21 protein-coding genes and 2 tRNA genes are annotated in these 23,279 nt (G+C 64.8%); 10 read left to right on the top strand and 13 right to left on the bottom strand.

The window, feature by feature from the left end:
• Positions 1-161 precede the first annotated feature (161 nt).
• Genes LB523_RS28440 through hemP form a run of 5 tightly spaced genes read right to left on the bottom strand, consistent with a single transcriptional unit; the run spans position 162 to position 4,281 of the window.
• Complete coding sequence (locus tag LB523_RS28440) at positions 162-950, bottom strand: heme ABC transporter ATP-binding protein (RefSeq protein WP_224609350.1); 789 nt, start codon at positions 948-950, stop codon at positions 162-164.
• 7 nt (positions 951-957) lie between these two features.
• Positions 958-2,055 carry a FecCD family ABC transporter permease gene (locus LB523_RS28435; RefSeq protein ID WP_224609347.1) on the bottom strand — a complete coding sequence of 366 codons (1,098 nt, stop codon included), beginning with the start codon at positions 2,053-2,055 and terminating at the stop codon, positions 958-960.
• A 6-nt stretch (positions 2,056-2,061) separates the two neighbouring features.
• Positions 2,062-2,955, bottom strand: coding sequence for a hemin ABC transporter substrate-binding protein (locus LB523_RS28430; protein ID WP_224609344.1), 894 nt, complete (start codon positions 2,953-2,955; stop codon positions 2,062-2,064).
• An 11-nt stretch (positions 2,956-2,966) separates the two neighbouring features.
• The gene (locus tag LB523_RS28425; RefSeq protein ID WP_224609340.1) at positions 2,967-4,028 is read right to left on the bottom strand and encodes a hemin-degrading factor; all 1,062 of its coding nucleotides are present in this window, start codon (positions 4,026-4,028) and stop codon (positions 2,967-2,969) included.
• Positions 4,029-4,074: 46 nt separating this feature from the next.
• The gene (gene hemP / locus LB523_RS28420) at positions 4,075-4,281 is read right to left on the bottom strand and encodes a hemin uptake protein HemP (RefSeq protein WP_095765558.1); all 207 of its coding nucleotides are present in this window, start codon (positions 4,279-4,281) and stop codon (positions 4,075-4,077) included.
• A 199-nt stretch (positions 4,282-4,480) separates the two neighbouring features.
• Between hemP and LB523_RS28415 the strand changes: the two genes are divergently transcribed.
• From LB523_RS28415 to LB523_RS28405, 3 genes are all read left to right on the top strand, one after another.
• On the top strand, positions 4,481-6,697 hold the full coding sequence (locus LB523_RS28415) for a TonB-dependent hemoglobin/transferrin/lactoferrin family receptor (RefSeq protein WP_224609337.1): 2,217 nt from the start codon (positions 4,481-4,483) through the stop codon (positions 6,695-6,697).
• A gap of 251 nt (positions 6,698-6,948) precedes the next feature.
• Positions 6,949-7,905, top strand: coding sequence for an energy transducer TonB (locus LB523_RS28410; protein WP_224609334.1), 957 nt, complete (start codon positions 6,949-6,951; stop codon positions 7,903-7,905).
• Positions 7,906-7,948: 43 nt separating this feature from the next.
• Positions 7,949-8,263: an antibiotic biosynthesis monooxygenase family protein gene (locus LB523_RS28405; protein WP_224601780.1), complete on the top strand. Its 315-nt coding sequence runs from the start codon at positions 7,949-7,951 to the stop codon at positions 8,261-8,263.
• A gap of 348 nt (positions 8,264-8,611) precedes the next feature.
• Here the strand turns inward: LB523_RS28405 and putA are convergent, their stop codons facing one another.
• Positions 8,612-12,220, bottom strand: coding sequence for a bifunctional proline dehydrogenase/L-glutamate gamma-semialdehyde dehydrogenase PutA (gene putA / locus LB523_RS28400; RefSeq protein WP_224609331.1), 3,609 nt, complete (start codon positions 12,218-12,220; stop codon positions 8,612-8,614).
• A gap of 165 nt (positions 12,221-12,385) precedes the next feature.
• Between putA and LB523_RS28395 the strand changes: the two genes are divergently transcribed.
• Entirely contained in the window at positions 12,386-12,838 is a 453-nt protein-coding gene (locus LB523_RS28395) for an Lrp/AsnC family transcriptional regulator (RefSeq protein WP_040981793.1), read from the top strand.
• Between the two features lies 1 nt (position 12,839).
• Here LB523_RS28395 and LB523_RS28390 read toward each other — a convergent pair whose 3' ends face one another.
• Both LB523_RS28390 and LB523_RS28385 read right to left on the bottom strand, forming a co-directional pair.
• Positions 12,840-14,048 carry a cytochrome-c peroxidase gene (locus LB523_RS28390; RefSeq protein WP_224609329.1) on the bottom strand — a complete coding sequence of 403 codons (1,209 nt, stop codon included), beginning with the start codon at positions 14,046-14,048 and terminating at the stop codon, positions 12,840-12,842.
• 7 nt (positions 14,049-14,055) lie between these two features.
• The gene (locus LB523_RS28385; protein ID WP_224609327.1) at positions 14,056-14,499 is read right to left on the bottom strand and encodes a FixH family protein; all 444 of its coding nucleotides are present in this window, start codon (positions 14,497-14,499) and stop codon (positions 14,056-14,058) included.
• Positions 14,500-14,657: 158 nt separating this feature from the next.
• Here LB523_RS28385 and LB523_RS28380 point away from each other — a divergent pair, with 158 nt between their 5' ends.
• Positions 14,658-15,575 (top strand): sugar kinase, encoded by a 918-nt coding sequence (locus tag LB523_RS28380; protein WP_224609324.1) that lies wholly within the window; start codon positions 14,658-14,660, stop codon positions 15,573-15,575.
• A 47-nt stretch (positions 15,576-15,622) separates the two neighbouring features.
• Here LB523_RS28380 and LB523_RS28375 read toward each other — a convergent pair whose 3' ends face one another.
• The 3 genes from LB523_RS28375 to LB523_RS28365 form a co-directional block, all read right to left on the bottom strand.
• Positions 15,623-16,648, bottom strand: a complete 1,026-nt coding sequence (locus LB523_RS28375) for an aldose epimerase family protein (protein ID WP_224609321.1) — start codon at positions 16,646-16,648, stop codon at positions 15,623-15,625.
• A 184-nt stretch (positions 16,649-16,832) separates the two neighbouring features.
• Positions 16,833-18,290: an NAD-dependent succinate-semialdehyde dehydrogenase gene (locus LB523_RS28370; protein WP_140846156.1), complete on the bottom strand. Its 1,458-nt coding sequence runs from the start codon at positions 18,288-18,290 to the stop codon at positions 16,833-16,835.
• Positions 18,291-18,460: 170 nt separating this feature from the next.
• Positions 18,461-19,411, bottom strand: coding sequence for an AEC family transporter (locus tag LB523_RS28365; protein ID WP_224609318.1), 951 nt, complete (start codon positions 19,409-19,411; stop codon positions 18,461-18,463).
• Positions 19,412-19,585: 174 nt separating this feature from the next.
• Here LB523_RS28365 and LB523_RS28360 point away from each other — a divergent pair, with 174 nt between their 5' ends.
• Positions 19,586-20,134: a histidine phosphatase family protein gene (locus LB523_RS28360; RefSeq protein ID WP_224609313.1), complete on the top strand. Its 549-nt coding sequence runs from the start codon at positions 19,586-19,588 to the stop codon at positions 20,132-20,134.
• Position 20,135: 1 nt separating this feature from the next.
• On the opposite strand, the gene LB523_RS28355 is transcribed toward LB523_RS28360, so the two are convergent.
• Positions 20,136-20,600, bottom strand: coding sequence for a hypothetical protein (locus LB523_RS28355; protein WP_224609310.1), 465 nt, complete (start codon positions 20,598-20,600; stop codon positions 20,136-20,138).
• Positions 20,584-20,850 carry a hypothetical protein gene (locus LB523_RS28350; protein ID WP_224601798.1) on the bottom strand — a complete coding sequence of 89 codons (267 nt, stop codon included), beginning with the start codon at positions 20,848-20,850 and terminating at the stop codon, positions 20,584-20,586. The genes LB523_RS28355 and LB523_RS28350 overlap by 17 nt, the downstream gene beginning before the upstream one ends.
• A gap of 253 nt (positions 20,851-21,103) precedes the next feature.
• On the opposite strand from LB523_RS28350, the gene LB523_RS28345 reads away from it, so the two are divergent.
• The 4 genes from LB523_RS28345 (at position 21,104) to LB523_RS28330 (ending at position 23,260) form a co-directional block, all read left to right on the top strand.
• Positions 21,104-21,178, top strand: a tRNA-OTHER gene (locus tag LB523_RS28345).
• Position 21,179: 1 nt separating this feature from the next.
• Positions 21,180-21,245: transfer RNA gene (locus LB523_RS28340), tRNA-Thr, on the top strand.
• 360 nt (positions 21,246-21,605) lie between these two features.
• Positions 21,606-22,748 carry a slipin family protein gene (locus LB523_RS28335; protein WP_224609306.1) on the top strand — a complete coding sequence of 381 codons (1,143 nt, stop codon included), beginning with the start codon at positions 21,606-21,608 and terminating at the stop codon, positions 22,746-22,748.
• 230 nt (positions 22,749-22,978) lie between these two features.
• A complete protein-coding gene (locus LB523_RS28330) occupies positions 22,979-23,260 on the top strand; it encodes an acyl carrier protein (protein WP_027167184.1) in 282 nt (93 codons plus the stop codon).
• Positions 23,261-23,279: the final 19 nt, after the last annotated feature.

Genomic DNA, 23,279 nt, shown 5'->3' with positions numbered 1-23,279 from the left:
CTGTCCGAAAGGACGACCAGGATTCATTCGGTCTCCTTCCCACTTCAACCATACACCAGAACCAACACACAGGATTCTAGGGTCTGCGCGCGTCGCTGCGCTCCTTGCTCCGCCCTAGAATGACGAAGTCATGAGCGATGGCGCCCCTCTCGCCGCCAAGCCTAAGCCGCCGACTGCGGCAGCACGAACGGCACGCTGCCGGCGGGCAGAGCACCAACCTTCAGCCTGCAGTCAAACACCTTTTCGATCATCTCGTCGTTCAGCACGTCCGCCGGCGACCCCGCGGCCGCCAGCTGGCCGCCATGCAGCACAAAAATTCGGTCGGCATACATGGCCGTCAGATTGAGGTCGTGCAGGATCGCTACCACGCCGCCGCCGCGCCGGGCGAAATCGCGCGCAATGTTCATGATGATGAGCTGGTGCTTGATGTCGAGGCTGGAGACCGGCTCGTCGAGGAAGAGATAACGCGACCACCCTTCGAGCACCGGCGCCCACACCTGACACAGCACGCGGGCAAGCTGCACGCGCTGCTGCTCGCCGCCGGAAAGCTCCTGGTAGAAACGGCCGGCAAAACCGTCGAGATCGACACGTGCCAGCGCCCGTTCGGGCAAACGGGCATCCTCGCCGGGCAGCACGCCGGAGCGTCCGCCGATCAGGCCGAGGCGAACGATCTCGCGCACGGTGAACGGGAAGGACAGCGTCGTGGCCTGCGGCAGCACCGCGCGCAACGTGGCTGCCTCGACCGGCTTCATCGCTGACAGGTCGCGGCCGTTGAGCGTGACGGTGCCGGCATAGGCGAGCTCGCCGGTCAGTGCCTTGAGCAAAGTCGTCTTGCCGGATCCGTTTGGTCCGACGATGGCCGTCACCTCGCCGGGCCTCGCCGCGAAGTCAACATGGGACACGATGCGCTTGCCGCCGATCGCCACCGAAATGTCGCGCGCTTCGATCATGGCGAACTCACAGATCAACGATGCCGCGCTTGCGCAACAGGATCCACAGGAAGAACGGCGCGCCGGCGACCGCGGTGACGATGCCGATCGGCAGTTCGGCCGGCGCGACGATGCTGCGGGCGACCGCGTCGGCGATGAGAAGCAGCGATGCGCCGAGCAGGGCCGAGGCCGGCAGCAAATAGCGGTTGTCCGGCCCGATCGCGAGCCGCAGCACATGTGGCACGACGATGCCGATGAAACCGATGCCGCCGCTGACCGCGACCGAAGCGCCGACCGCCGCCGACACGCCGACGATGGCCGTGTATTTCAGCCGCTGCACCGCAATGCCGAGATGGCCCGCGGTCGCTTCGCCCAGCGCCAGCGCGTTGAGGCCGCGCGACAGGAACGGCATTGCCGATAGCGCCAGCACGATCACCGGCCCCACGGTGCCGATCTTCGGCCATGTCGCGCCGGCAAGCGAGCCGAGCTGCCAGAACGTCAGGTCGCGCAGCTGCCGGTCGTCGGCCATGAAGATGAGGATGCCCGTCAGCGCCATGGCAAGAGCGCTGATGGCGATGCCGGCAAGCAGCATCGTCGCGACCGACGTCCGTCCCTGGCGCGTGGCGATGGCGTAAAGCAGCAATGTCACCGCGAGCCCGCCGAAGAATGCCGCGAGCGGCAAAGCGAGCGTGCCCAGCGCAAGCGTGACGGGCGCAAGCCATGTCGTGCCGACCACGATGATCGCCACCGCACCGAGACTGGAGCCGGCGGAGACGCCGATAAGGCCGGGATCGGCAAGCGGGTTGCGGAACAGCCCCTGCATCACCGCGCCGCAGACGGCGAGCGCCGCGCCGATCAGCACGCCGAGCAGCACGCGCGGCATGCGGATATCATAGATGATCAACTGGTCGCGCGCGGCCAACGCCGCGTCGGCAGGCATGGTGCCCGTAAACCAATCGCGGATGACGCGGACCGCGGAGGCGTCGGAAGCGCCCGACGTCAGGGACAGGAACAGGCAGAGAGCGAGCGTCACACACAAGAGCAGGATGACAAGCCTTGCCCGGGCCGAGCGGTCGCCATCGACCGCCATCACCCTACCCGCCCCGGCAATGGACTGTTCGGCCATCGCCACTCAGTCCGCGACCTGCTTGCCATAAAGCGAAACGGCAAGATCATGGATGGCTTCGGCGGTGCGCGGCCCGAAGCCGAGCAGGTAACCGCCCGCCATGCTGATCATCTTGCGGTTCGTGCCTGCCGGCGTCGACGCGACGGCCGGGTTGGCAAACAGCTCCTCTTCCGAGATCGGCGGTCCCCCGCCCTTCATCGTCAGGATGACGTCCGGCCTGGCGCTGACGATCGCCTCGTCGGTCATCGACTTGTAGCCGGAAAAACCCTCGACCGCATTGACCGCGCCGGCCAGCTTGACGATGCCGTCGGCCGCCGTGTCGCTGCCGGCGGCAAGGATCTTGCCGCCCTGCGTCGACAGCACGAACAGCACGCGCTTGCGATCTTTGATCGCAGCCGTCTGCTTTTCGGCCGCCGTCAGCTTCGCGTCCGTCTCGGCGGCGAGCTTCTCCGCCTTGGCCTCGACCCCTAGCGCTTTTCCCACGACGCGGATCTTTTCGAGAATGCCCTCATGATTGTAGTGGTCCGGCACCTCGACGAAAGGCACGCTCGACTTCTTCAGCACGTCGACCGCTTCTTTCGGGCCGCTGCCCTGCAGCGCCAGGATCCCGGTCGGATTGACAGACAGGACACCCTCGGGCGACAGCGCGCGCATATAGCCGACATCCGGCAGCTTCGCCGCCGCCTCGGGATAGCTGCTGGTCGAGTCGCGGGCGACGAGGCGGCCTTCCTCGCCGAGCGCATAGACGATCTCGGTGATCGAGCCGCCTATGGAGACGATCCGCGAGCTATCCGAAAAGACTGTCATGCCTTCGTCCGCCTTGGCCGGCACGAGGGCGACGGCAAGCAGGACGCCGAGCATCGGCGCGAGCGCTGCGCGGAAACTGAGAGCAAAGCGCATTGGGTGCTACCTCATGCAGCGGTCGGATTGGGAATGCGGGGCAGGTTCTCGGCGAGAAAACGCCAGTCTTCCCGCTCGCCTTCGCCTTCATGGCGCTTGCCGAAGAACTGGATGATCATGCCGCCATTGGCGTCATAGGCCTCCAGCGAGGTGACATGGCCGTCCTTGGTGGGTTTGCGCACCGCCCAGACTTCGCGGATGTGGTCGGTCCTCAGATGCAGATGGAAAGTCTCGTCGAGCACGTTGAGCCACGGACCCATCGGCTTGACCGACTTGATCGGGCCGGAATGGATCTGGATGCAGCCGCGGTTGCCGACGAAGCACATGATCGGCATCTCGCCTGCCGCAGCGTGGTGGAACATGGAGATGACCGCATCATTGTCGAGCAGCCAAGCATAGTCCTGGCCCACCATGCGCACGGCCTCGCGGCGGCTGAGCTTCAGCGTCTTCAGCATGCCGAAGAACTGATGCACGTCGGTAAGCCGGCTCCAGCGGTCGCGCAGATCGCCGATCGAGGCAGCCGCGCCGTGCCCTTCATCCTCTCCTTCCGCGGCCCGTGGGAGGATCGCGAGGGTCGGTTCCTGGTTCGACGATTCGAGGCTCGCCACCAATTTCTGGTAAGCGTAGAGATTGGATGCGGGCTTCAGATGCACCTTGTGCACTGCCTCGCCCGCCGCGTCGAAGAACTGCAGGCTGCGTCGGATCTCGCCGCCGTCGCGCTTTTCGACGGCAAAGCCATGCGCCCAGGCCTTCGGGAAGATGCGCAGGTCGATGTTCTCGCCAAGCACCATGGCGTTGTGGTTGCCGGTGACGACCTTGTCGTAGACGCCGATCTTCTCGTGCACAGCGCTTTCGTTCCGGGTCAGCGCCATCACCTCGCCGACCGCCTCGAGCCCGGTCAGCAGATCGTTGACACGCGGCTCGACACGGACAGTGCCGAAGCCGCAATGCGCTGCAACCAGTTCCGCTTCCGAAATGCCCAATTGCGCCGAGAGATCGCGCTCCCGCATTTTCGGATTTTCTTCTCGCGCCCGCCGGATTTCCTCCGGCGACGGCTTAACGCGCTGGTCCATTTCGTCCACCCGTATTGTCTGATGTCTGCTCGCCCGCCCGTTCCGATCACTTGTTGAGGATCAGCTTGCCCTGGCGGGTGATCTTCAGGCGGTAGAGCGCGCCGTGATGCTCGATGCCGATCTCGTGCTCGCCCTGGAACAGCGTGTTGCTGGAGAGCGTCCTCACCGCCAACGGTACCCTTTCGTAATGCATCTGCGTGTCTTCCGGGCGGCGGACGCGATAGCGGAAATCGTTGGGATTGTGCGTGTTCATCGGGTCGGTCCTTTCCTCTGACGGCCACCTTGGCCGCAGCCTCATAAAATGCCGATTCAATTCTTGACTATAATAATCATGTTTACTAGTCGTGCATTACCGGAGTAAATGAGTCAAGATTTAAGACGCCGGATGTGATCAAAAATGCGAGCGAGCCACCGGCCAGCCAGCTGCGAGCCTGAAATCTGGAGTTGGGGCAATGGGGTTGGCGACTTGGGGACAGACGGGCCTTGCAGGCAACAGTGCGGCGCCGGGCTTTCGATCGATTGCAAAGACAATCGCCGCATTGATGGCCGGAGCGGCGGCGATCGCGCTCAGCGCGCCCGCCGCGCAAGCGCAGCAAGCCGCGCAGCCGGCCAACCAGCAGCAGGCCGATCAGAAAAAGAAGGCTGACGAGAAGGCCGCGGCCGAAGGAACCCTGCTCGACAAGATCCTCGTCATCAGCCGCACCGGCGAAACGGCGATCCAGTCGCTGGCGTCGGCCAGCCATGTCGACCAGGAGCAGCTCGACCGCCGCATGGCGACGACGCCGAACGAGATACTGCTCGGCGTACCCGGTGTCACCGTGCAGGCCGACGCGCGCCGCGTCAGTTCCAGCATCAACATCCGCGGGTTGCAGGATTTCGGCCGTGTCGCGGTGATCGTCGACGGCGCAAGGCAGGATTTCCAGCGCTCGGACCATGGCACGCAGTCGACCTTCTATGTCGATCCCGAGCTGATCAAATCCGTCGACGTCATCCGCGGCCCGACCGCCAACACCTATGGCTCCGGCGCCATCGGTGGCGTCGTATTCTTCGACACCAAGGACGCGGCGGATTTCCTCAAGCCGGAAGAGACCTGGGCCGGATCACTGACCGGGCGCTATGACAGCAACGGCAAGGGCTGGACCACCAGCGCCACCGGCGCCTACAAGATCAACGAGAACTGGGATGTTCTCGGCAACATCGTCTACCGCGACTACGGCGACTATAAGAACGGCGGCGGCGACACCGTTGCCGGCACCGGTTTCAATGTGCTGAGCGGCCTGCTCAAAACCACCATACGCCCGACCGAGAACAGCGAATTGAAGCTCGGCTGGGTCGGCTCCAAGGACGGCTGGACCGAGACCAGCGGCGGCGTCCCGGCGAATGACGTCGACCTCAAGTCGAACACTTTCACAGTTCGCTACAACATCACCGACGATGCCAGGAGCTGGCTCGACCTCCACATCAACGCCTCCTACAACAGAACCAATCTCGACCTGACGACGCTTACTGCGCAGAACCGCTTCGATCCGGTCACCGGCCTGCCCGTGCTGCTGCCCGCCGGCTCGCTGTCGACCTTCGATGTCGGCACGACCGGCATCGACATCTGGAACACGTCGCGCTTCGAGACGGCGAGCGTCGCCCACGAACTGATCTATGGCGGTGACTGGGTCGGCGACGACGTCGATACCGACGGCACGGCCGGCGGCGACTCCTTCTACACGCCGTCGGGCAAGCGCAACGTCTCCGGCGCCTACATACAGGACAAGCTGACTTGGGAGTGGCTCGAGGTCATTGGCGGCCTGCGCTACGACCATTACAGCCTGAAGGACGACACGAATGAGACCTCCGGCGACCGGGTATCGCCGCGCATCACGGTCGGCGTCTCGCCCTTCGAAAGCGCCGGTCTGGCCGGTCTGCAGTTCTACGGCACCTACGCCGAAGGCTATCGCTCGCCCTCGCTGACCGAGACGCTGATCAGCGGCAACCATCCGGCCGGGGTCAGCTTCCCGTTCCTGCCCAACCCGAACCTGAAGCCGGAGACAGGCAAGACCGTCGAGTTCGGCGTCAACTACCAGCAGAACGACATCATCGAGGGCGGCGACGCGCTGCGGCTCAAGGCAGCCTACTTCCACAACAACGTCGACGATTACATCGACGGCGTGACGCTCTCGCCCTTCGATCCGACCAGCGGCTGCCCGTTCGGCCCGGGCATTCCGATCTGCTTCCAGTACCAGAACTTCGCCAAGGCCAAGATCGACGGCTTCGAGCTGGAAAGCGTCTACGACGCCGGCTGGGGCTATGCCGGCCTGTCGGCCTCCATCGTCAACGGCCACACCATCTCGTATGAAGGCGAGCGCGCCGACCTCGCCACCATCCCCTCCTCGCAGGTGACGGCCCAGCTCGGCCTGCGCTTCCTCCAGGACAAGCTGACCGTCGGCGGCGAGGTCCAGTACAACGGCAAGCCCAAGGGCAATCCGGTTGCCAAGGATTTTACGCTGGTCAACGCCTTCGCCAGCTACCAGGCGACGGATAGTCTCAAGCTCGACTTCCGCGCCGACAATCTCTTCGACGTCAAATACACCAATCCGCTCAACGGAGGCACCACCGCCGTCCTCTACGAGCCCGGCGTCACCCTGAAGCTGGCGGCAACCATGCGCTTTGGAGGCTGAGGAATGAATAGCTTGACGGCATCGTTTGGCCTGCTGACCTCGGCGCTGGCGATGTCGCTCGGCCTGGCGCCGGCGTGGGCCCAGTCTGCGCCGACTCCGGCCCGAGGCGCTTTCGGCGTATAGGGATGGAATTGCATCCGGCCATTCCGCATGGCGCCGTGGCGTGGCCTGCCTCCGGTCCAGCGCCATGGGCGGCAACCGATCTTGATTTGACAATTCCTTCTCGCGTGCGGCAGGTCTCGGCGCGAGACATGCAGGACATCAATCACCCTTCCGATGCAGGCAATGAACCGGCGATCAAGCCGGACGCGCCGCTCATGCAGACGCGGCAATCCGCGGGAGACCGCAGGTGGGCAGTGGCGATCATCGCCTCCGGCCTGCTCCATGGCGCCGCCGCGGCAGCGTTTCTGATCGCACCCGCGGGGACATTCGTTTCCGGGGACGCGATCAGGGCCGAGGGCGCCGACCAGTCCGGCGCCAACGTCATCGGCAGCGCCTTGGACGACCAGGCGTCCGGCGCGGTGGATGTTACCCTGGTCCCGGATCCGCAGCCGGTGAAGCGCCAGGCCGCGAAACCCGCTCCGCCGGCCGAGGCGACGCAGCCGGCAAGTGAGCAAGTGGCGCGCCAGCCTCCGCCGGAAGCCGTCAACGAGCCGGCCTCGGATATCCTGGCGGCCGCCACACCGCGCCAGGATGATCAGAGCGTCCCCACGGACAGCAAGCCGACGCCTGCGATCGAGCCGCAAAGCCCACAAGCGCCTCCTGCCGAGCCCGAGCAATCGCCGGTCCCGAGCGCGACATCGAGCGCATCAGCCGCGCCGGCGGGGCCAAGCGAAACCGTTGAACCGCGAGGCACGGCGGATGGCGATACGCGCGACGCGCCGGTCGTCGCCAGCAAGGGCAAGAAACAGGCCGCCGGCAATGCCCTGGAATCCCGCTACAGCGGTGAAATCCAGAAGAAGCTTGCCCGCGCCAACCGTCGCGTTTCCAAATCGATCCAGGCCAAGGCTCGCAACAATGCCAGGGTGGTTTTCGTCGTCGCGGCCGACGGCAGCGTCAGCGACCTGCAGCTCGCCGAAAGTTCAGGGTCCGCCGAGCTCGATCAGTTCGCTTTGACTCTGGTGCGCAAGCAGGCACCGTTCCCTCCCATTCCGCCCGAGACCGGGAGATCGAGCTGGGTGTTCAAGGCGCGGATCGGCCCCTTTTAAAACCTTCCCATCCTAAGAATTCGTCCATTTCGAAAGGAAGCCAATGTACATCGCCATGAACCGCTTCAAGGTCCAGAACGGCTCGGAAGAAGCATTCGAGAATGTCTGGAAGAACCGCGATTCAAGCCTCTCCGAAATGCAGGGTTTTAAGGAATTCCACCTGCTGCGCGGCCCGGTCAATGAGACCGAGGGCTACACGCTGTTCGCCTCGCACACGGTCTGGACAAGCCAGGAGGATTTCGTCGCCTGGACGAAATCGGAGAACTTCCGCGCCGCCCATCGCAATGCCGGCGGCTCGAAGGTGCACTATCTGGGCCACCCGCAGTTCGAAGGATTCTCGGTCGTCGAAGGCGCCTGAACATGCCTTTGCCAACGAGACTGTTTCGCGCCAGCTAGTTCCTCGACACAGGGATTCTCAAAGTTGTCGGCGGGTCAACCTCGTCATCCCAGGGCGAAGCAGCCGCGAAGCGGCGTCGCGGAGACCCTGGGATCCATTCCGTGACCTTATCGACGGGTGCAGCGGAGCAGAATTCTGCACCGCTGCAACGCTCATATGTAACGGAATGGATCCTCGGGTCTACGCTCGTCGCTTCGCTCCTTGCTCCGCCCGTGGATGACGATGGCGATGTGCGTTCCGGCCAATCGCCAAGGCATGTAACTGCCTACGCAGACATAGCCGACTGGTCAAAATCGCCGTGCTGGGGAACTATGCCGCCGCCAGCAAACTGGCGTTCCCGCCCGCCGCCGTGGTGTCGACGCAGACCGCGCGTTCATGCGCGTAGGCCGCCGGGTTGAGCACCTCGCTGACCAGCGGGACGATCGGCCCGGAGCGCTCGGCAATCACCTTGCGCACGATGCGCGCCGCCTCCGGCGTGCCGGAGAAGGCGACGACATCGACGCGCAGCGAACGCGCCTCGACCGGATCGGGCCGGCCGTCGATCGCCGCCAGCGGCAGGCCCTTGCCGGTCAGCGCCGACAGCGCCGCCGGCGCGCCCGGCGCCACGGCCAGCACCGCATTGCCGGCCGCAAGCGCCTGGATCGTCTGGGCAAGCAGCGTTTCGGCATCCGGACCGAGGCACAGCACTCGGCCACGCGGTGCCAGCGACAGCGTATTGGCCTCGCCGGTCGGCCCGGGCAGGTCGACCTGGCCGAAATCGAGGCTGGCAGCGGCGGCGATCGCCGCCGCGCCCTTGCCGCGCAGATGCTTCCTCAGGATCGCCACGCGGTCCGGCCGCGTCGACCAGCCGCCCAGCGCCGGATCCGGCAGATTGTCGGCAAGCTCGGTCGCGGTCACCTTGTGGCCTTCCCCAAGCTCGGTGCCGGCCTCAGGCCCCTTGCGGAAGCGGCGCAGGTAATGCGGTCCGCCAGCCTTCGGGCCGGTGCCCGAAAGCCCCTCGCCGCCGAAAGGCTGCGAGCCGACGACGGCGCCGATCTGGTTGCGGTTGACATAGATGTTGCCGGCATGGATGCCGTCGACGAAATGCTGGACGCGGCCTTCAATGCGCGTGTGCAGACCGAAGGTCAGCCCATAGCCCTTGCGGTTGATGGCGGCGATCACCGCGTCGATCTCGTCGGCATCGAAGGTCGCAACATGCAGCACCGGGCCGAACACCTCCCGCTCCATTTCCTCGATGCCTTTGACGCGGAACACATGCGGCGCCACGAAACGGCCGGTCGCCGGCGCTTCGAGCTTGGCGATCAGCCTGCCTTCCAGCCCCTTCTTCTTGCAATAGTCGCTGATCGAAGCTTGCGCCTCATCATCGATTACGGGGCCGACGTCGGTCGAAATCGCCCAAGGATTGCCGACATTGAGCGCTTCCATCGCGCCCTTCAGCATTTCCAGCATCTTCTTCTCGACGTCCTTCTGGACGTAGAGCACGCGCAGCGCCGAGCAGCGCTGGCCGGCGCTCTGGAAGGCGGAGGCGAGGATATCGCGCACCGCCTGTTCCGGCAGCGCGGTGGAATCGACGATCATCGCATTCAATCCGCCGGTCTCGGCGATCAGCATCGCATCGGGCGCCGCGGTCTCGGCCAGTTGCTTCTCGATCAGCTTGGCGACCTCGGTCGAGCCGGTGAAGCAGATGCCGGCAATGCGCGGGTCGGCCGTCAGCGGCGCACCGACCGAGGCGCCATCGCCCGGCAAAAGCTGAATGACGTCTTCCGGCACGCCGGCCTCGCGAAGCATTTCCACGGCGCGGAAGGCGATCAGCGGCGTCTGCTCCGCCGGCTTCGCGATCACCGAATTGCCGGTAACCAAAGCCGCCGCGATCTGGCCGGTGAAGATCGCCAGCGGGAAATTCCACGGCGAGATGCAGACGATCGCGCCCCGCGCCTGCGTGCCGGCTTCGGCATTGGCCGCCTCGGCCGCGTAGTAGCGCAGGAAGTCGACCGCCTCGCGCACTTCGGCGATGCCGTCGGCCAGCGATTTGCCGGCCTCGCGGGTGGCGAGAGCGAAGAACTCGACCGCATTGGCCTCGTAGAGGTCGGCGGCGCGGTTGAGGATCGCGGCGCGCTCGGCAACCGGACGCTTCGCCCAGGCGGGTTGCGCGTCGACGGCGATGCGCACGGCGGTCGCCACCTGCTTGACCGCCGCCTCATGTACAGTGCCGACGATTTCGTCGGGCTTGGCAGGATTGACGATCTGGCGCGGCTGGCCGTAGCCCGCGGCGCGCGTCACCGGCTTGGCGTGCCAGCGATCCGTTCCGGCGAACGCCGCCCGCGCCTTCTCGATAGCCGCGAGCGTCACCGGATCGGTGATGTCGAAGCCCTTGGAATTGCGGCGCCCGGCGCCGAAGATCGCGGCCGGGCGCGCGATCGCCGGATTGGCGGCCGGCCCCTGCGTCTCGACCACCGCGAACGGATCGCGCGCGATCTCCTCGGGCTCGACCTCCTCGTCGGTCAACTGGTGAACGAAGGAGGAGTTGGCGCCGTTTTCCAGCAGACGGCGCACCAGATAGGCGAGAAGGTCCGAATGCGCGCCGACCGGCGCATAGATGCGACAGCGCGTGCCCTCGGCCTGCCGCACCGTCTCGTGCAGCGCCTCGCCCATGCCGTGCAGGCGCTGGAACTCGAAGCTGTCGCGGTCCTTTGCCATCGATAGGATGGCGGCAACCGTGTGCGCGTTATGTGTGGCGAATTGCGGATAGATGCGGTCGGTCATCGACAGCAGCTTCTTCGCGCAGGCGAGATACGAAACATCGGTGTTGGCCTTACGGGTGAAGACCGGATAGCCGGACAGGCCGAGCGTCTGCGCCCGCTTGATCTCGGTGTCCCAATAGGCGCCCTTCACCAGCCGCACCATGATTTTGCGATCGTATTTCCTGGCAAGCGCATAGAGCCAGTCGATGGCGAAAGCCGCCCGCGGGCCATAGGCCTGGACAACGACGCCGAAACCGTCCCAGCCGGCAAGTTCCGGCTCTGCCAGCACGCGTTCGATGACGTCGAGCGACAGGTCAAGCCGGTCGGCCTCCTCGGCATCGATGTTGAGGCCCATGCGCGAATGCCGGGCGGCAAGCGCCAACGACAGAAGCCGCTCGGCCATCACTGGCAGCATCGTCTCGCGCTGCGCCACCTCGTAGCGTGGATGCAGCGCCGAGAGCTTGACCGAAATGCCGTGATTGTAGCGGATGTCGGGACCGTTCGACCCAGCGTCGAGCGAGGAGATCGCGTCGGCATAGGCGCGGTGGTAGCGCAGCGCGTCGGCTTCGGTGCGGGCCGCCTCGCCCAACATGTCGAAGGAATAGAGATAACCCTTCTGCGTCATCGGCCGGCCGCGCTTGACGGCCTCGGCGATGGTGCGGCCAAGCACGAACTGCTCGCCCATCTCGCGCATTGCCGCGGCGACCGCCTTGCGGATCACCGGCTCGCCAAGCCTGCGCACCATGGCGCGCAGCGTGCCTTCGATGCCGCCCTCGCCTTCGTCGAGCACTCGGCCGGTCAGCATCAGCGCCCAGGTCGAGGCGTTGACGAAGATGGAGCTCGAGCCGCCCGAATGCGCCGACCAGTCATGCGGCGCGATCTTGTCGGCGATGAGATCGTCCATCGTCTCGGCATCGGGCACGCGCAGCAGCGCTTCGGCCAGGCACATCAGCGCCACGCCTTCCTTGGTCGACAGGCCGTAGGCCGAGAGAAAGACCTCCATCAGCCGTGGATCGGTGGATCCGCGCACCGCACGCACCAGATCGGCCGCGCGCGCCGAGATCGCCTTGCGCTCTTCCGCCGAAAGCCCGGCCGCCGCCGATAGGCGCTTCACCGCCTCGTCTTCGTCGGGCAAATAATTGGCGCGGATCTGCTGGCGGATGGCGTCGAGCGGCATGTCGGGGTCCATGAAAGCGAGCGTGAGCGAACGGTCTGGCGGTCGCCGGACCGAATGGCGCAAGCTAGCACAGCTGCGGATTCCAGTCGGTCCAAAGAAATCGACATGGCAGACTGATCGATCTAACATATGGCGACTAGTCCCATCGTTTCGACTGCAATTTTGATGACCGAAGACCAATTGGACCGCATTGATCGCAACATCCTGTCCGCGCTCGGGCGCGACGGTCGGCTTTCGATGTCTGAACTCGCTTTGAAGGTGGGCTTATCGAAGACGCCGGTGCAGGCGCGCGTGAAGCGGCTGGAGAAGGACGGCTACATAAGAGGCTATCGCGCGGTCATCGACCGCGAGCGCATGGGCGAAGGCCATGTCGCCTTCGTCCAGGTGAAGCTGTCGGACACGCGCTCGGCAGCGCTCGACGCCTTCAACCGCGCCGTTCAGGGCGTGCCGGAGATCGAGCAATGCCACATGATGGCGTCGAGCTTCGATTATCTGCTGAAGGTCCGCACCACCGACATCGCCGCCTACCGCCGGGTGCTCGGCGAGCGCATCTCCGCCCTGCCCCACGTCGCCCAGACGTCGACCTTCGTGGCGATGGAGACGGTGAAGGATCGCTAACCTACTCGGACAAGGTCTTGAGGAAAGCCACCAGCGCGGCCCGCTCGCGCTCGGATAGGTCGAGCGGGTGCACTTCGGAGACCCCTTCCACGCTGGGCGGCGCCTTCGAATAATGCGCCACCACCTCATCGAGTGTCGCGAACTGCCCGGCATGCATATAGGGCGGCCGGTAAGCCGCGCCCCTGAGCGACGGCGTCTTGTAGGCGCGCATGATTTGCGGCCCGTCCTTAACCATGAAGCGCAGCTCGCGGCAGGCGCTCTCGTCGCCGTCGCGGAACTTGCCGAGACAGTTGAAAGGATCGGCCCCGACCTGCGCCACCGCATCGACGCGCCCGCGGTCAGGCGGCAGGCCGTCGACCGGCGGCACGCCGGTGTTGTGGAAGGAGTTGTCGGTGAAGCGCGGGCCGTTGTGGCAGGTCATGCAATTGGCCTTGCCGATGAACAGCTTCAGCCCAAGGACTTCCTCCGGCGAGAACGCCGCATTCCCTTCCGGCTTGGCTCCCGTGGCCAGATCGATGGCGAAGCGGTCGAAGCGCGTCTGCTCAGGCTCGATCGATCGCTCGAAGGCGGCGATCGCCTTGCCGATATTGGCGAAGACGCGGTTGACGTCGTCTTGCTGGCCGGCGGGCATGGCGTTCCACGCCGTCTTCTCGGCATCGCTGCCGAGTGGGGTGGCATTGGCCGGCACGCTGGAAAGGTCCGGCAGCGGTCCGAAAATGCGCTCATAGCGCTCGCCGAACCGCTTCTTGATGTAATGCGCGAAGGCGGCCCGGTTGCCGGCCTGCTCGAGCGGGTTTTCAAGCGGCGTCAGCGCCTGCGCCCACAGGCTGTCGCGCCTGCCGTCCCAGAAGAACCATGGATCGCGCGCCACGCCCGCCAGCGGCATCGTGCGGCGGTTGGTGTGGCCGACGCCGACCGCCTGCGGCAGGTCGTCCTGGAACTGACGGTCGATCTTGTGGCAGGTCGAGCAGGACACCATGCCGTCGCGGCTCATGCCGGCATCGAAGAACAGCGTCGAGCCGAGCGCGGCAGCCGCCGGCACATCCGCATACTGGTTCGTGGTGTCGGGTTTCAATGACGGCAGCGTGTTCAGCGCCAGCGACGCGATGGTCTTCTTCTCGGCGTCGCTGAACTGCGGCTCGCCGCAGCCGCCCAGCAAGGCGAGAGCGGCTAAAGCCAGCAGGCTCGCAACGCTGATCGGCCGCCTCATTGCCCGCTCACAACACGATGTTGAAGACGACGGAATCGGAGCCCGCCGCCGCCGAGATACCGAAGTGCAGCTGCCACCAGCCGCTCATCGTGAACTTCACGCCATCGATGCGGTAGCGCCCCTGGCCCAAATAGTCGGTCGCCTGCGGACTGGTCGGCAGGCCGTGATCGTGCCGCGGCATCCCGCCGGAAACGGTGATGGCCGCTCCCTCCACCGGCGCGCCGGCGGCGGTCTTCAGCGTCAGCAGCCAGGACTGCAGCTCGCCCTGCCGGACGACGCCGCGCTCCGGCTCGAAGCTCGCGACGAACAGGCCGTTCGCCGTCTTTTTCGAGCGCGACAGGTCCGGTCCGGGCGCCGATTGCGGCAGCGTCAGATAGACTGCGGCCACGATGCCGACCAGCAGCACGGCAAGACCGAGACCCGCAAGAATGTAACGCCATATCGATGCCAAGCCCGTTCCTCTTCGGCTGCTAACGTCGCGGGCCGCTTGTCGCGTCCCGCCCTGCCTGTGGGAAATCGCTTCTGGCGCAAAATTCGCCGGTAGCCAAGCATGGCGCTGCCGGCCGCAAAAAGCTACAGCAACAATATCTTAGGAAGGGATAAGCCCGCATGGCCAATGGTGTCGCATCGATCGGCGAATGCATGCTGGAACTGTCGGGCCAGGCCGGCCCGAACTGGCGCATGGGTTTTGCCGGCGATACCTTCAACACGCTCTGGGCATTGCACGCCTTGAGCCCGGATCGGCCCGCGACCTATGTGACGGCCTTCGGCGACGATCCCTTCTCGCACGACCAGATCGCTTTCTTTGCCGAGAACGGCATCGGCATAGGCAACAGCCCGGTCATTGCCGGCGCGCGCCCCGGCCTTTACGCCATAACGCTGACAGGAGCCGAGCGCGCCTTCACCTACTGGCGAAGCGACGCGGCCGCGCGCCAGCTCGCCTCGGATCCGACAGCACTGGCAAAAAGCCTTGAAAATCAGGCGCTTGTCTATTTTTCCGGAATCACCCTGGCAATTCTGGACGCGGCGGCGCGCCAAACCCTCCTCTCGGCCGTGGCGACTGCCCGCAAGGCCGGCTCGCTCGTCGCCTTCGACCCGAATTACCGGCCGCGTCTGTGGCCGAGCCGCGAAGCGGCGCAGGCCGCGATCCTGGAAGCGCTTGCGGTGGCCGACATTGCGCTGCCGACTTTTCCGGACGAGCAGATGCTGTTCGGCGATGAGACCCCGGAGGTCACAGCCAAGCGCCTGGGCAAGCTAACCGGCGAGGTCGTGGTCAAGAATGGCGAGCAGCCGGCCCTGATTGCGCTGAACGGCGCTTCACAAGCTGTCGACGCGGTGCATGTGGCTGCCCCCGTCGATACCACGGGGGCCGGCGATTCCTTCAACGGCGGCTATCTCGCCGCCCGGCTTGCCGGCCACGCGCCTGCCGCCGCCGCTCGCCGCGCGCACAAAGTCGCTGCCGCGGTTGTGCAGGTTCGCGGCGCGTTGGCTCCATTCGAGACGTTGAGAGCTGCATTCGATAGTTAAACAGCATCGAAGCTTAGGCCGGGCCATCACTTCAATACCGTCAAACCTTAAGGCAGACGGAACCGATATTCCGTCACCTGATGATAGATCTGCCCCGGCCACAGCGTCGCCTGCGGGAAATAAGGCCGGTTCGGCGCGTCCGGCCATGTCTGCGCTTCGAGGCAGAGGCCTGAAAACGCCTTGTAGCGGCGGCCCTCGAGCCCCGGCGATGTCGGCGCGACGAACTGACCGCTATAGAGCTGCAGTCCCGGTTCGGTGGTCCAGACTTCCATCTCGACGCCGGAATTGGCGCCTTGCACCCAGGCAGCCTGGTGCAGCGGCCCGCGGCTGGAGGCCAGGCAGTAATTCAGGTCATAGCGAAGCTGCTCGCCTTCCATTTCCATGCGCAGCGGCCGAGCCTGCCGGAAATCGTAAGGCGTGCCGTCGACCGGCTTCACGACACCTGTGGGGATCATCTCATCATCGACCGGCGTGTAGGCGCCGGCGTTGAGCATCAGCCGGTGGTCGAGGATGTCGCCGGCGCCGCCGTCGTCGAGATTGAAATAGGAATGCTGCGCGAGGTTGCAGAGCGTCGGCTCCTCGCAAGTCGCGGTCAGCTCCATGCTGAGCGTGCCTGGGATCTTCAGCCGATACGTGCAGGTGACGTCGAGCGCGCCGGGAAAGCCCATCGCGCCGTCCGGATCGTGCAGCGTCAGCGTTACGAAATCGCGGCCATGCAGCGAGACGGCCCATGGCCGGCGGAAAAAGCCTTCCGAGCCGCCATGCAGCGTGTGCTTGCCGAGAAAATTCTGCTCGGTCTGGAAGCGGTTGCCGGCGATGGTGAAGCGGCCGCCGCCGATGCGGTTGGCGAAGCGGCCGACGACGGCGCCAAAGAAGGCGCGGTCTGTCTCGTAGGGCTCGAATCGGTCGTAGCCCAGCACCAGCGGCGCGTCATGGCCGCTCAGCCTGAGGTCCTGAATGATGGCGCCGAGCCCGATGATGTTGGCCGTGATGCCGCCGCCGCGAATGGTGAAGCGGCGCACGGCCTCGCCCGCCTGCGTCGTGCCGAAGACCTCGCCGTCTTTCATTGCCATGCCCGAAATGTCATTTCCGATCCGTGGATTTAGGCCGGCTGCGTATCATCCGGCAAGCGCAGGCTAAGGCAATTCCAGGAAAAGTGCGCAGCGGCTTTGCGCCAAGACAAGGCTATAGAGCAGTCCACCGTTGTCTGAAACGGTGGACTGCTGGGCGCGCCTGCCCCTGTTCCGGGGATCGATATCAGAGCCCTAGGCCGCCGAAGCAGGCATATTTGGTGTCGAGATAGTCCTCGATGCCCTGATGCCCGCCTTCGCGGCCGAGACCGGATTCCTTGACGCCGCCGAACGGCGCCTCGGGCGTGGTGATCAGGCCTTCATTGACGCCGACCATGCCGTATTTCAGGCCTTCCATGACGCGGAAGGCGCGGCCGAGATCGCCGGTGTAGAAATAGGCGGCAAGGCCGAACTCGGTGTCGTTGGCCAGCGCGATCGCCTCTTCCTCGGTCTCGAACTTGAACACAGGCGCGATCGGCCCAAAAATCTCTTCCTTCATGAAGCGCATGTTCGGCGTGGCGCCGGAGATCACCGTCGGCTGGAAGAACGAACCGCCGAGCGCATGGCGCTTGCCGCCGGCGACGACCTTGCCGCCCTTCGACGTCGCATCGGCGATGAATTCCTCGACCTTCTCGACCGCTTTCTCGTCGATCAGCGGCCCCTGCTGCACGCCTTCCTCGAGGCCCGAGCCGACCTTGAGGTTGTTGCTGGCGGCGGCGAGCTTCTCGACGAATTTGTCATAGATGCCGGCCTGCACCAGGAAGCGGTTGGTGCACACGCAGGTCTGGCCGGAATTGCGGTATTTGGCCGTGATGGCGCCGGCAACCGCGCGATCGACATCGGCGTCGTCGAAGACCAGGAACGGCGCGTTGCCGCCAAGCTCCATCGACACTTTCTTGACCGTCGAGGCCGACTTCTGGATCAGGATCTTGCCGACCTCGGTCGAGCCGGTGAAGGTGATCTTCTTGACCAGCGGGTTAGCGCAGATCTCGTCGCCGATCTCGCCGGCCGAACCGGTGACAACGTTGACGACGCCTTTCGGGAAACCGACCTCCTCGACAAGCGCGCCCCAGGCGAGGCCCGAGTAAGGCGTCTGCGAGGCGGGCTTGACCACCGCGGTGCAGCCGGCGGCCAAAGCCGGGCCGATCTTGCGGGCGAGCATCGAGGACGGGAAATTCCACGGCGTGATGGCGGCGATGACACCGACCGGCTCCTTGGTCACCAGGATGCGGCGGTCGCCCCATGGCGACGGAACGATGTCGCCATAGACGCGGCGGCCTTCCTCGGCGAACCAGAGGATATAGCTGGCGGCCGAGCCGATCTCGCCTTTGGATTCGGTGAGCGACTTGCCCTGCTCGATGGTCAAGAGCTCGGCCAGCACATCCTGATTGTCCATCATCGCGTCATGCAGCTTGCGCAGGAGCTTCGAGCGCTCGAGCGCGGTGGTCTTGCGCCAGCCCTTGAAGGCTTCCTCGGCGGCCTCGATCGCGCGGCGGGTCTCGGCCTTGCCGGCCTTAGGCACGGTGCCGATCTTGAGGCCGGTCGCCGGATTGTTGACGTCGATGGTCTGGCCGCTGTCGGCCTGCACCCATTCACCATTGATGAGGTTGGCCTGGCGCATGAAATGGCTGGTTTTCTGAAGCATGGTCTGGCCTCCGTTCGGCGCGCTGATCGGCCGTTTTTCTGGATATCCGTTGAAGCGTGCTTCAAGAGCCGCACGCCGGCGCATTGCTCTTACCTAGGGAAAGGCGGGCAAGCAATCACAAGATGGCATATAGGGGTTGGGCCAGCAAAAGCGAGCCGCCTTCAGCGGCTCTATCCGAAGACGTGGATCACCACCGTCAGCCAGAACGAGGTGGTCACCACCGCGCTTGCGGTGGCAAGCGTCATCTGGTTCGAGGCCAGCGCCTGGCCGGTGTTGAACTGGACGGCGATCAGATAGGAGTTGATGCCAGAAGGCAGTGCCGCAACCACCACCGCGACCTTGGCCGTCAGCGGCGGCAGGCCGAGCAGCCAGACGAAGGCCAGCACCAGCGCCGGCATCACGAACAGTTTCAGCACCGACAGCGCCAGCGCCGGCCTGATATTGCCGGAGATGCCGAAGCGGCGCAGGCTGAGCCCCATGGCGAAGAGCGCCACCGGACCGGCCGTGTCCGCGAGCGTATTGACCAACCGTTCGACCAGGTCCGGCAGCGGCGCGCCGGTGAGGCGCCAGGCGAGCCCCACCAGGATGCCGATGATCAGCGGATTGAGGAACAGGCGCCTGAGGAAGTTTTTGAGGACGCGCAGCGGATGCACCGTCTCGCCGCTGCCGCGCCCGAACATCTCGAACAGCACGATCGAGGCCATCATCATGATTGGCAGGTGGACCGAGACCAGCAGTGACAGCACCTCGAAGCCGCTGGCGCCGAATATGCCGAGGACGAAGGGCGCGCCGAGCAGCACGACATTGGAATAAGCCGAGGACACGCCGCCGACGATGCCCGCGCGTGCATCTCGCTTGAAAACGCGCGTCATCATCAGATGGCCCGTGGTCCAGGTGATGGCGGCGGCCGCAAAATAGGCGCCCCACAGCGACCAGGGCGTTACGCCATGGAAATCCGATTTGACCATGGTCCGGAAGAGCAGCAGTGGCATCGCCACGCTGACGGCGAATTCCGAAATGCCCTCCCCGCTCGCCGGCTTCAGATAGAGGGTGAGCCCGGTCAGATAGCCGAGCGCCACAAGGCTGAAGACGAAGAGGACGGTTTCGGTAAGCGGAGTCATTTCTTGGGCGGAGACATTTTTCCCGTGATAGGCGGGCCCTGACTGCGGTGCAATCGCACCGAACGGAACGGCGCTCCATTTGCTCTGCTGCCCCGCTGCTTGTCTTTCAGCCTGCTTTGCGGTCCCTATATGCCAATCACCACCTTGCCTTTGCGGGCTGCCATAGGACTTCCGATGCTGCGACTTGCCCTGGCGCTCTTCCTGCTTGCCGTTCCCACCCTGGCTCACGCGACCGACGCGGGCTGGGCGTTGCTGCGCGACGGCGGCCATGTCGTTCTGCTTCGCCATGCCTTCGTCACCGGAGCTGCCGACCCGGCCAATTTCGACATCGGCAATTGCGCCACGCAGCTCAACCTGTCGGAGCGCGGCAAGCAGCAGGCAAGCCGCATCGGCGCGCTGTTCGCGGCGCGCTCGGCGCCGATCGATCACGTGCTCTCCAGCCGCTACTGCCGCTGCCTCGATACTGCCCGCATCGCTTTCGAATCCGAGCCGCAGCCTTTCGCGCCGCTCGATCTGCTCAAAACCGACCCGGCCGAAAAGGCCGCGCAAATGGCCGCGATCATGAAGGAGATCCGTGGCTATTCCGGCTCCGATAATCTGGTGCTGGTCACGCATGTGGAAAACATCGAGGCGCTCACCGGCGTAGCGCCGCGCGAGGGCGAGGCCGTGGTGGTGGCACCGGACGGTGATGGTCTCAAGGTGCTCGGCCGCGTGACTTTTTGAGTCAGGCCGGACTGGCCGCCCCATTCTTCGACAGCCAGGCGTTGATGCCGATCTTCCAGCTTTCGATCATATCGACGAAGGCGTCCTCCGTCAGCTCTGACAGATATGATTGTCCGGTCTCGCCCAGAGCCGTGAACGTATAGGCAATCGACGCCTGCGTGCTCTCGCCGCCGGTGTCTCGGCAGGTCACCTCGACAAATCCGAAACGCGATCCCGGCGTCACCCTTGCATAACGCACGCGATGCTCGCTAGGCTGCCAGTCGGTGCAGGCCCACAGCGTAGTCTCGTCGCCGTGGCTCGTCCGGAAGACCATCCCCTCCTGTGTTTCGCCGCCGCGCGGATGGAGGAATTCGGGATCCCAGCCCTCGACCCACAAGGTCTCTCCGATCGGCGTGAACAGGGGGAAGACGCGATCGATGGGGCCGGCAAGGTCGATGCTGTGGCAGCGCTCAAGATGGTTCGTCATTTGCTTTCTCCGTCGTTTCCACCAGCCGGTGGCTGTCGGCCGCGCCGAGTTCCAAGCCGTAGATGCGCTTCAACTGCCCGATCGTTTCGAGCGTCCCGGGCGAAAACGGCGTTTGCCCCTCGAAGGCATGCAGCACGATACCTTCGATCAGATCGCCAAGACTGATGTCTTGATGCTCGGCCAAAGCCTTGAGCACCTTCACCAGCCGCTTTTCCAGCCGCACACCGGTCTGCACACGTTCTATCGTCATGCGTTCGATGTACCATGGTACATTGGTACATTCAAGCCTGGGATGTGATCGGCGCCACTGTTGCCGAAACGGCACAGTCGCAAGAAGCCGCAAATCCGCCGCGACAATGCCGCTTGCGACAACCCGTCGCAGGGTCTATAGGCGCGCTCCCGGTCACGAAAACCGAAGCGAGCACAACGGTTGGAGCTTTCGTCTCCGCCCGCGCAGCCGGCTCTGCCGCGCTGTGTGCGGCGCCGTTTCGGGTGTTGGGATCGCCGATGTAGCTCAGAGGTTAGAGCGCCGGATTTAGGTCCGGAGGTCGAGGGTTCGAGTCCCTTCATCAGCACCACGGATAGCTCAGTTGGTAGAGCATCAGATTTGTCATCTGACTGTCGAAGGTTCGATTCCTTCTCCAACGGCCTGATAAGCCGACACCTTCAGGTGGTGTTATCCAAACGGTCCGGGGACCGGAATGCGAGGATTTCACGGACGGCAAGGCTTCGGCCTCGCCGGGCGGTGACATTCTGCGCCATCGGCTCGCGGCCAGGTTCGCGGTGACGATCAAGGCGCGGCGCGGCCGGCAAAGGAAGCTTCGGCTTCCGGCGCCCGCTTCGCCGCCCCGCGATCCGCTCCCACGGGCCCGCCACGCGCCGATGCCACCGGTCCCCGGATCATTCGTGCCCAGGACAGTACGACGACGTGAAACGAGAAACGAAAGGATGATCGACGCATGACGTGACGCCTCACATGGGGCCATGCCCGACAGGAGTAAGACAATGAAGACCATTCTCGAAAAGGCTCTTGGACGCCAGCGCGTCCTGGTGAAGGAAAGTGAACGTGCCGTCGCCCTCTACAAGGGTGAGATCCGGGCGATCCTGATGCCGGGCGAGCATTGGCTCGCCAACCGGCGCGGCAACCTGGAAATCTCCAGGCACGACCTGAAGAACCCGGAATTCGTTTCGGCTTACGAGAAGGCGTTGTTCGACAAGCTCCCGGATGTGGCCGCGCGTCACCTCACCGTCATCCGCACCGGGCGTACCGACGTCGCCGTCGTCGAGCGCGACGGCGCCTTGCATGCCGTGCTCAACCCGGATCGCAAGCTCGTGCTGTGGACGGATGCCGGCCCGTGGAAGGTCACGTCCGTCGACACGGCGGCCGATCTCGCCGTCGATCCGGCCTTGATGCGCCGGATCGGCCAGGCCCGGAAGACGGAACATGTGTTCCTCTATCCGGTCGTGGACGGCCAGGTCGGGTTGCTGTTCGTGGATGGCGTCTACACCCGCACGCTTGCCGCGGGTGTGCACGCCTTCTGGAATGTCGGGCGCATGGTCCAGGTGAAGGTTGTCGACGTCAAGCGCCAGTCGCTCGATGTTGCCGGGCAGGAAATGCTGACCAAGGATCGCGTGACGATCCGCGTCAACATCGCCGCCGAATACCGGGTCGTCGATCCGGTGACGGCGGTGAGCACGGTGAAGGACTTCTCCGAAGCCCTCTACCGCGCCCTGCAATATGCCTTCCGCAAGACGCTTGGCGCGCTCACGCTCGACCAGATCCTCGACAAGAAGGTCACGGTCGACGAGGACGCGGCTGCCAAGGTGCGCGACGACATGGCCGTGATCGGCGTCGAGGTCAGCGATATCGCTCTCAAGGATGTGATCCTGCCGGGCGACATGCGCGAGATCCTCAACCAGGTGGTTTCGGCCGAGAAGCAGGCCGAGGCCAACGTCATCCGCCGCCGCGAGGAGACGAACGCCACCCGTTCGCTGCTCAACACGGCCAAGGTGATGGCCGAGAACCCGGTGATGCTGCGACTGAAGGAGCTCGAGGCTCTCGAAGCCATCGCCGGCAAGGTCGAGCGGCTCACCGTCCACAACGGAACGGGCGGGTTGCTCAACGACCTGGTCAAGCTCCGCGACTGATGCATGTCGCCCAAAGTGGTTCCGGCTTTGGGAAGACGGCATGCGAAACAAAAGCTGACGCCGCGTCAAATGGGAGGGGCCGCCGGGCAGGCCGGCGGCCCCTCTTGCGCTCCCAAAGCCCACATCCCATCTGCCCCGGCGCGTCAGGCCTTTTCCTGCCGGGAAAAACCGATTAGACAGCGCCCAAACAAGATGCGGACAGATTCCGCCCGCAACCGAAGGAAGAGCCCTTGTCCACCACGTTCGAGAAAGTCGCCAAGATCATTGCCGACACCAGCGAGATCGATATCGACACCATCACGCCCGAGAGCCACACGATCGACGATCTCGGCATCGACAGCCTCGATTTCCTCGACATCGTCTTTGCCATCGACAAGGAATTCGGCATCAAGGTGCCGCTCGAGAAGTGGACGCAGGAGGTCAATGACGGCAAGGCCTCGACCGACGACTACTTCGTGATGAAGAACCTGTGCGCCAAGATCGACGCGCTGGTCGCGGCCAAGGCCGCCTGAGCCGGCTCGGGCGCGGTCT

It is taken from the genome of Mesorhizobium sp. ESP-6-4, from assembly GCF_020164735.1.
In the GTDB taxonomy this organism is placed as follows: Bacteria; Pseudomonadota; Alphaproteobacteria; order Rhizobiales; family Rhizobiaceae; genus Mesorhizobium.
This window is presented reverse-complemented; position numbering and strand designations above follow the sequence as displayed.

Excerpts from the sequence above, each read along its gene's own strand:
- LB523_RS28440 (WP_224609350.1), bottom strand. The coding sequence starts at position 950 with ATGATCGAAGCGCGCGACATTTCGGTGGCGATCGGCGGCAAGCGCATC.
- LB523_RS28435 (WP_224609347.1), bottom strand. The coding sequence starts at position 2,055 with ATGGCCGAACAGTCCATTGCCGGGGCGGGTAGGGTGATGGCGGTCGAT.
- LB523_RS28430 (WP_224609344.1), bottom strand. The coding sequence starts at position 2,955 with ATGCGCTTTGCTCTCAGTTTCCGCGCAGCGCTCGCGCCGATGCTCGGC.
- LB523_RS28425 (WP_224609340.1), bottom strand. The coding sequence starts at position 4,028 with ATGGACCAGCGCGTTAAGCCGTCGCCGGAGGAAATCCGGCGGGCGCGA.
- hemP (WP_095765558.1), bottom strand. The coding sequence starts at position 4,281 with ATGAACACGCACAATCCCAACGATTTCCGCTATCGCGTCCGCCGCCCG.
- LB523_RS28415 (WP_224609337.1), top strand. The coding sequence starts at position 4,481 with ATGGGGTTGGCGACTTGGGGACAGACGGGCCTTGCAGGCAACAGTGCG.
- LB523_RS28410 (WP_224609334.1), top strand. The coding sequence starts at position 6,949 with ATGCAGGACATCAATCACCCTTCCGATGCAGGCAATGAACCGGCGATC.
- LB523_RS28405 (WP_224601780.1), top strand. The coding sequence starts at position 7,949 with ATGTACATCGCCATGAACCGCTTCAAGGTCCAGAACGGCTCGGAAGAA.
- putA (WP_224609331.1), bottom strand. The coding sequence starts at position 12,220 with ATGCCGCTCGACGCCATCCGCCAGCAGATCCGCGCCAATTATTTGCCC.
- LB523_RS28395 (WP_040981793.1), top strand. The coding sequence starts at position 12,386 with ATGACCGAAGACCAATTGGACCGCATTGATCGCAACATCCTGTCCGCG.
- LB523_RS28390 (WP_224609329.1), bottom strand. The coding sequence starts at position 14,048 with ATGAGGCGGCCGATCAGCGTTGCGAGCCTGCTGGCTTTAGCCGCTCTC.
- LB523_RS28380 (WP_224609324.1), top strand. The coding sequence starts at position 14,658 with ATGGCCAATGGTGTCGCATCGATCGGCGAATGCATGCTGGAACTGTCG.
- LB523_RS28375 (WP_224609321.1), bottom strand. The coding sequence starts at position 16,648 with ATGGCAATGAAAGACGGCGAGGTCTTCGGCACGACGCAGGCGGGCGAG.
- LB523_RS28370 (WP_140846156.1), bottom strand. The coding sequence starts at position 18,290 with ATGCTTCAGAAAACCAGCCATTTCATGCGCCAGGCCAACCTCATCAAT.
- LB523_RS28365 (WP_224609318.1), bottom strand. The coding sequence starts at position 19,411 with ATGACTCCGCTTACCGAAACCGTCCTCTTCGTCTTCAGCCTTGTGGCG.
- LB523_RS28360 (WP_224609313.1), top strand. The coding sequence starts at position 19,586 with ATGCTGCGACTTGCCCTGGCGCTCTTCCTGCTTGCCGTTCCCACCCTG.
- LB523_RS28355 (WP_224609310.1), bottom strand. The coding sequence starts at position 20,600 with ATGACGAACCATCTTGAGCGCTGCCACAGCATCGACCTTGCCGGCCCC.
- LB523_RS28350 (WP_224601798.1), bottom strand. The coding sequence starts at position 20,850 with ATGACGATAGAACGTGTGCAGACCGGTGTGCGGCTGGAAAAGCGGCTG.
- LB523_RS28335 (WP_224609306.1), top strand. The coding sequence starts at position 21,606 with ATGAAGACCATTCTCGAAAAGGCTCTTGGACGCCAGCGCGTCCTGGTG.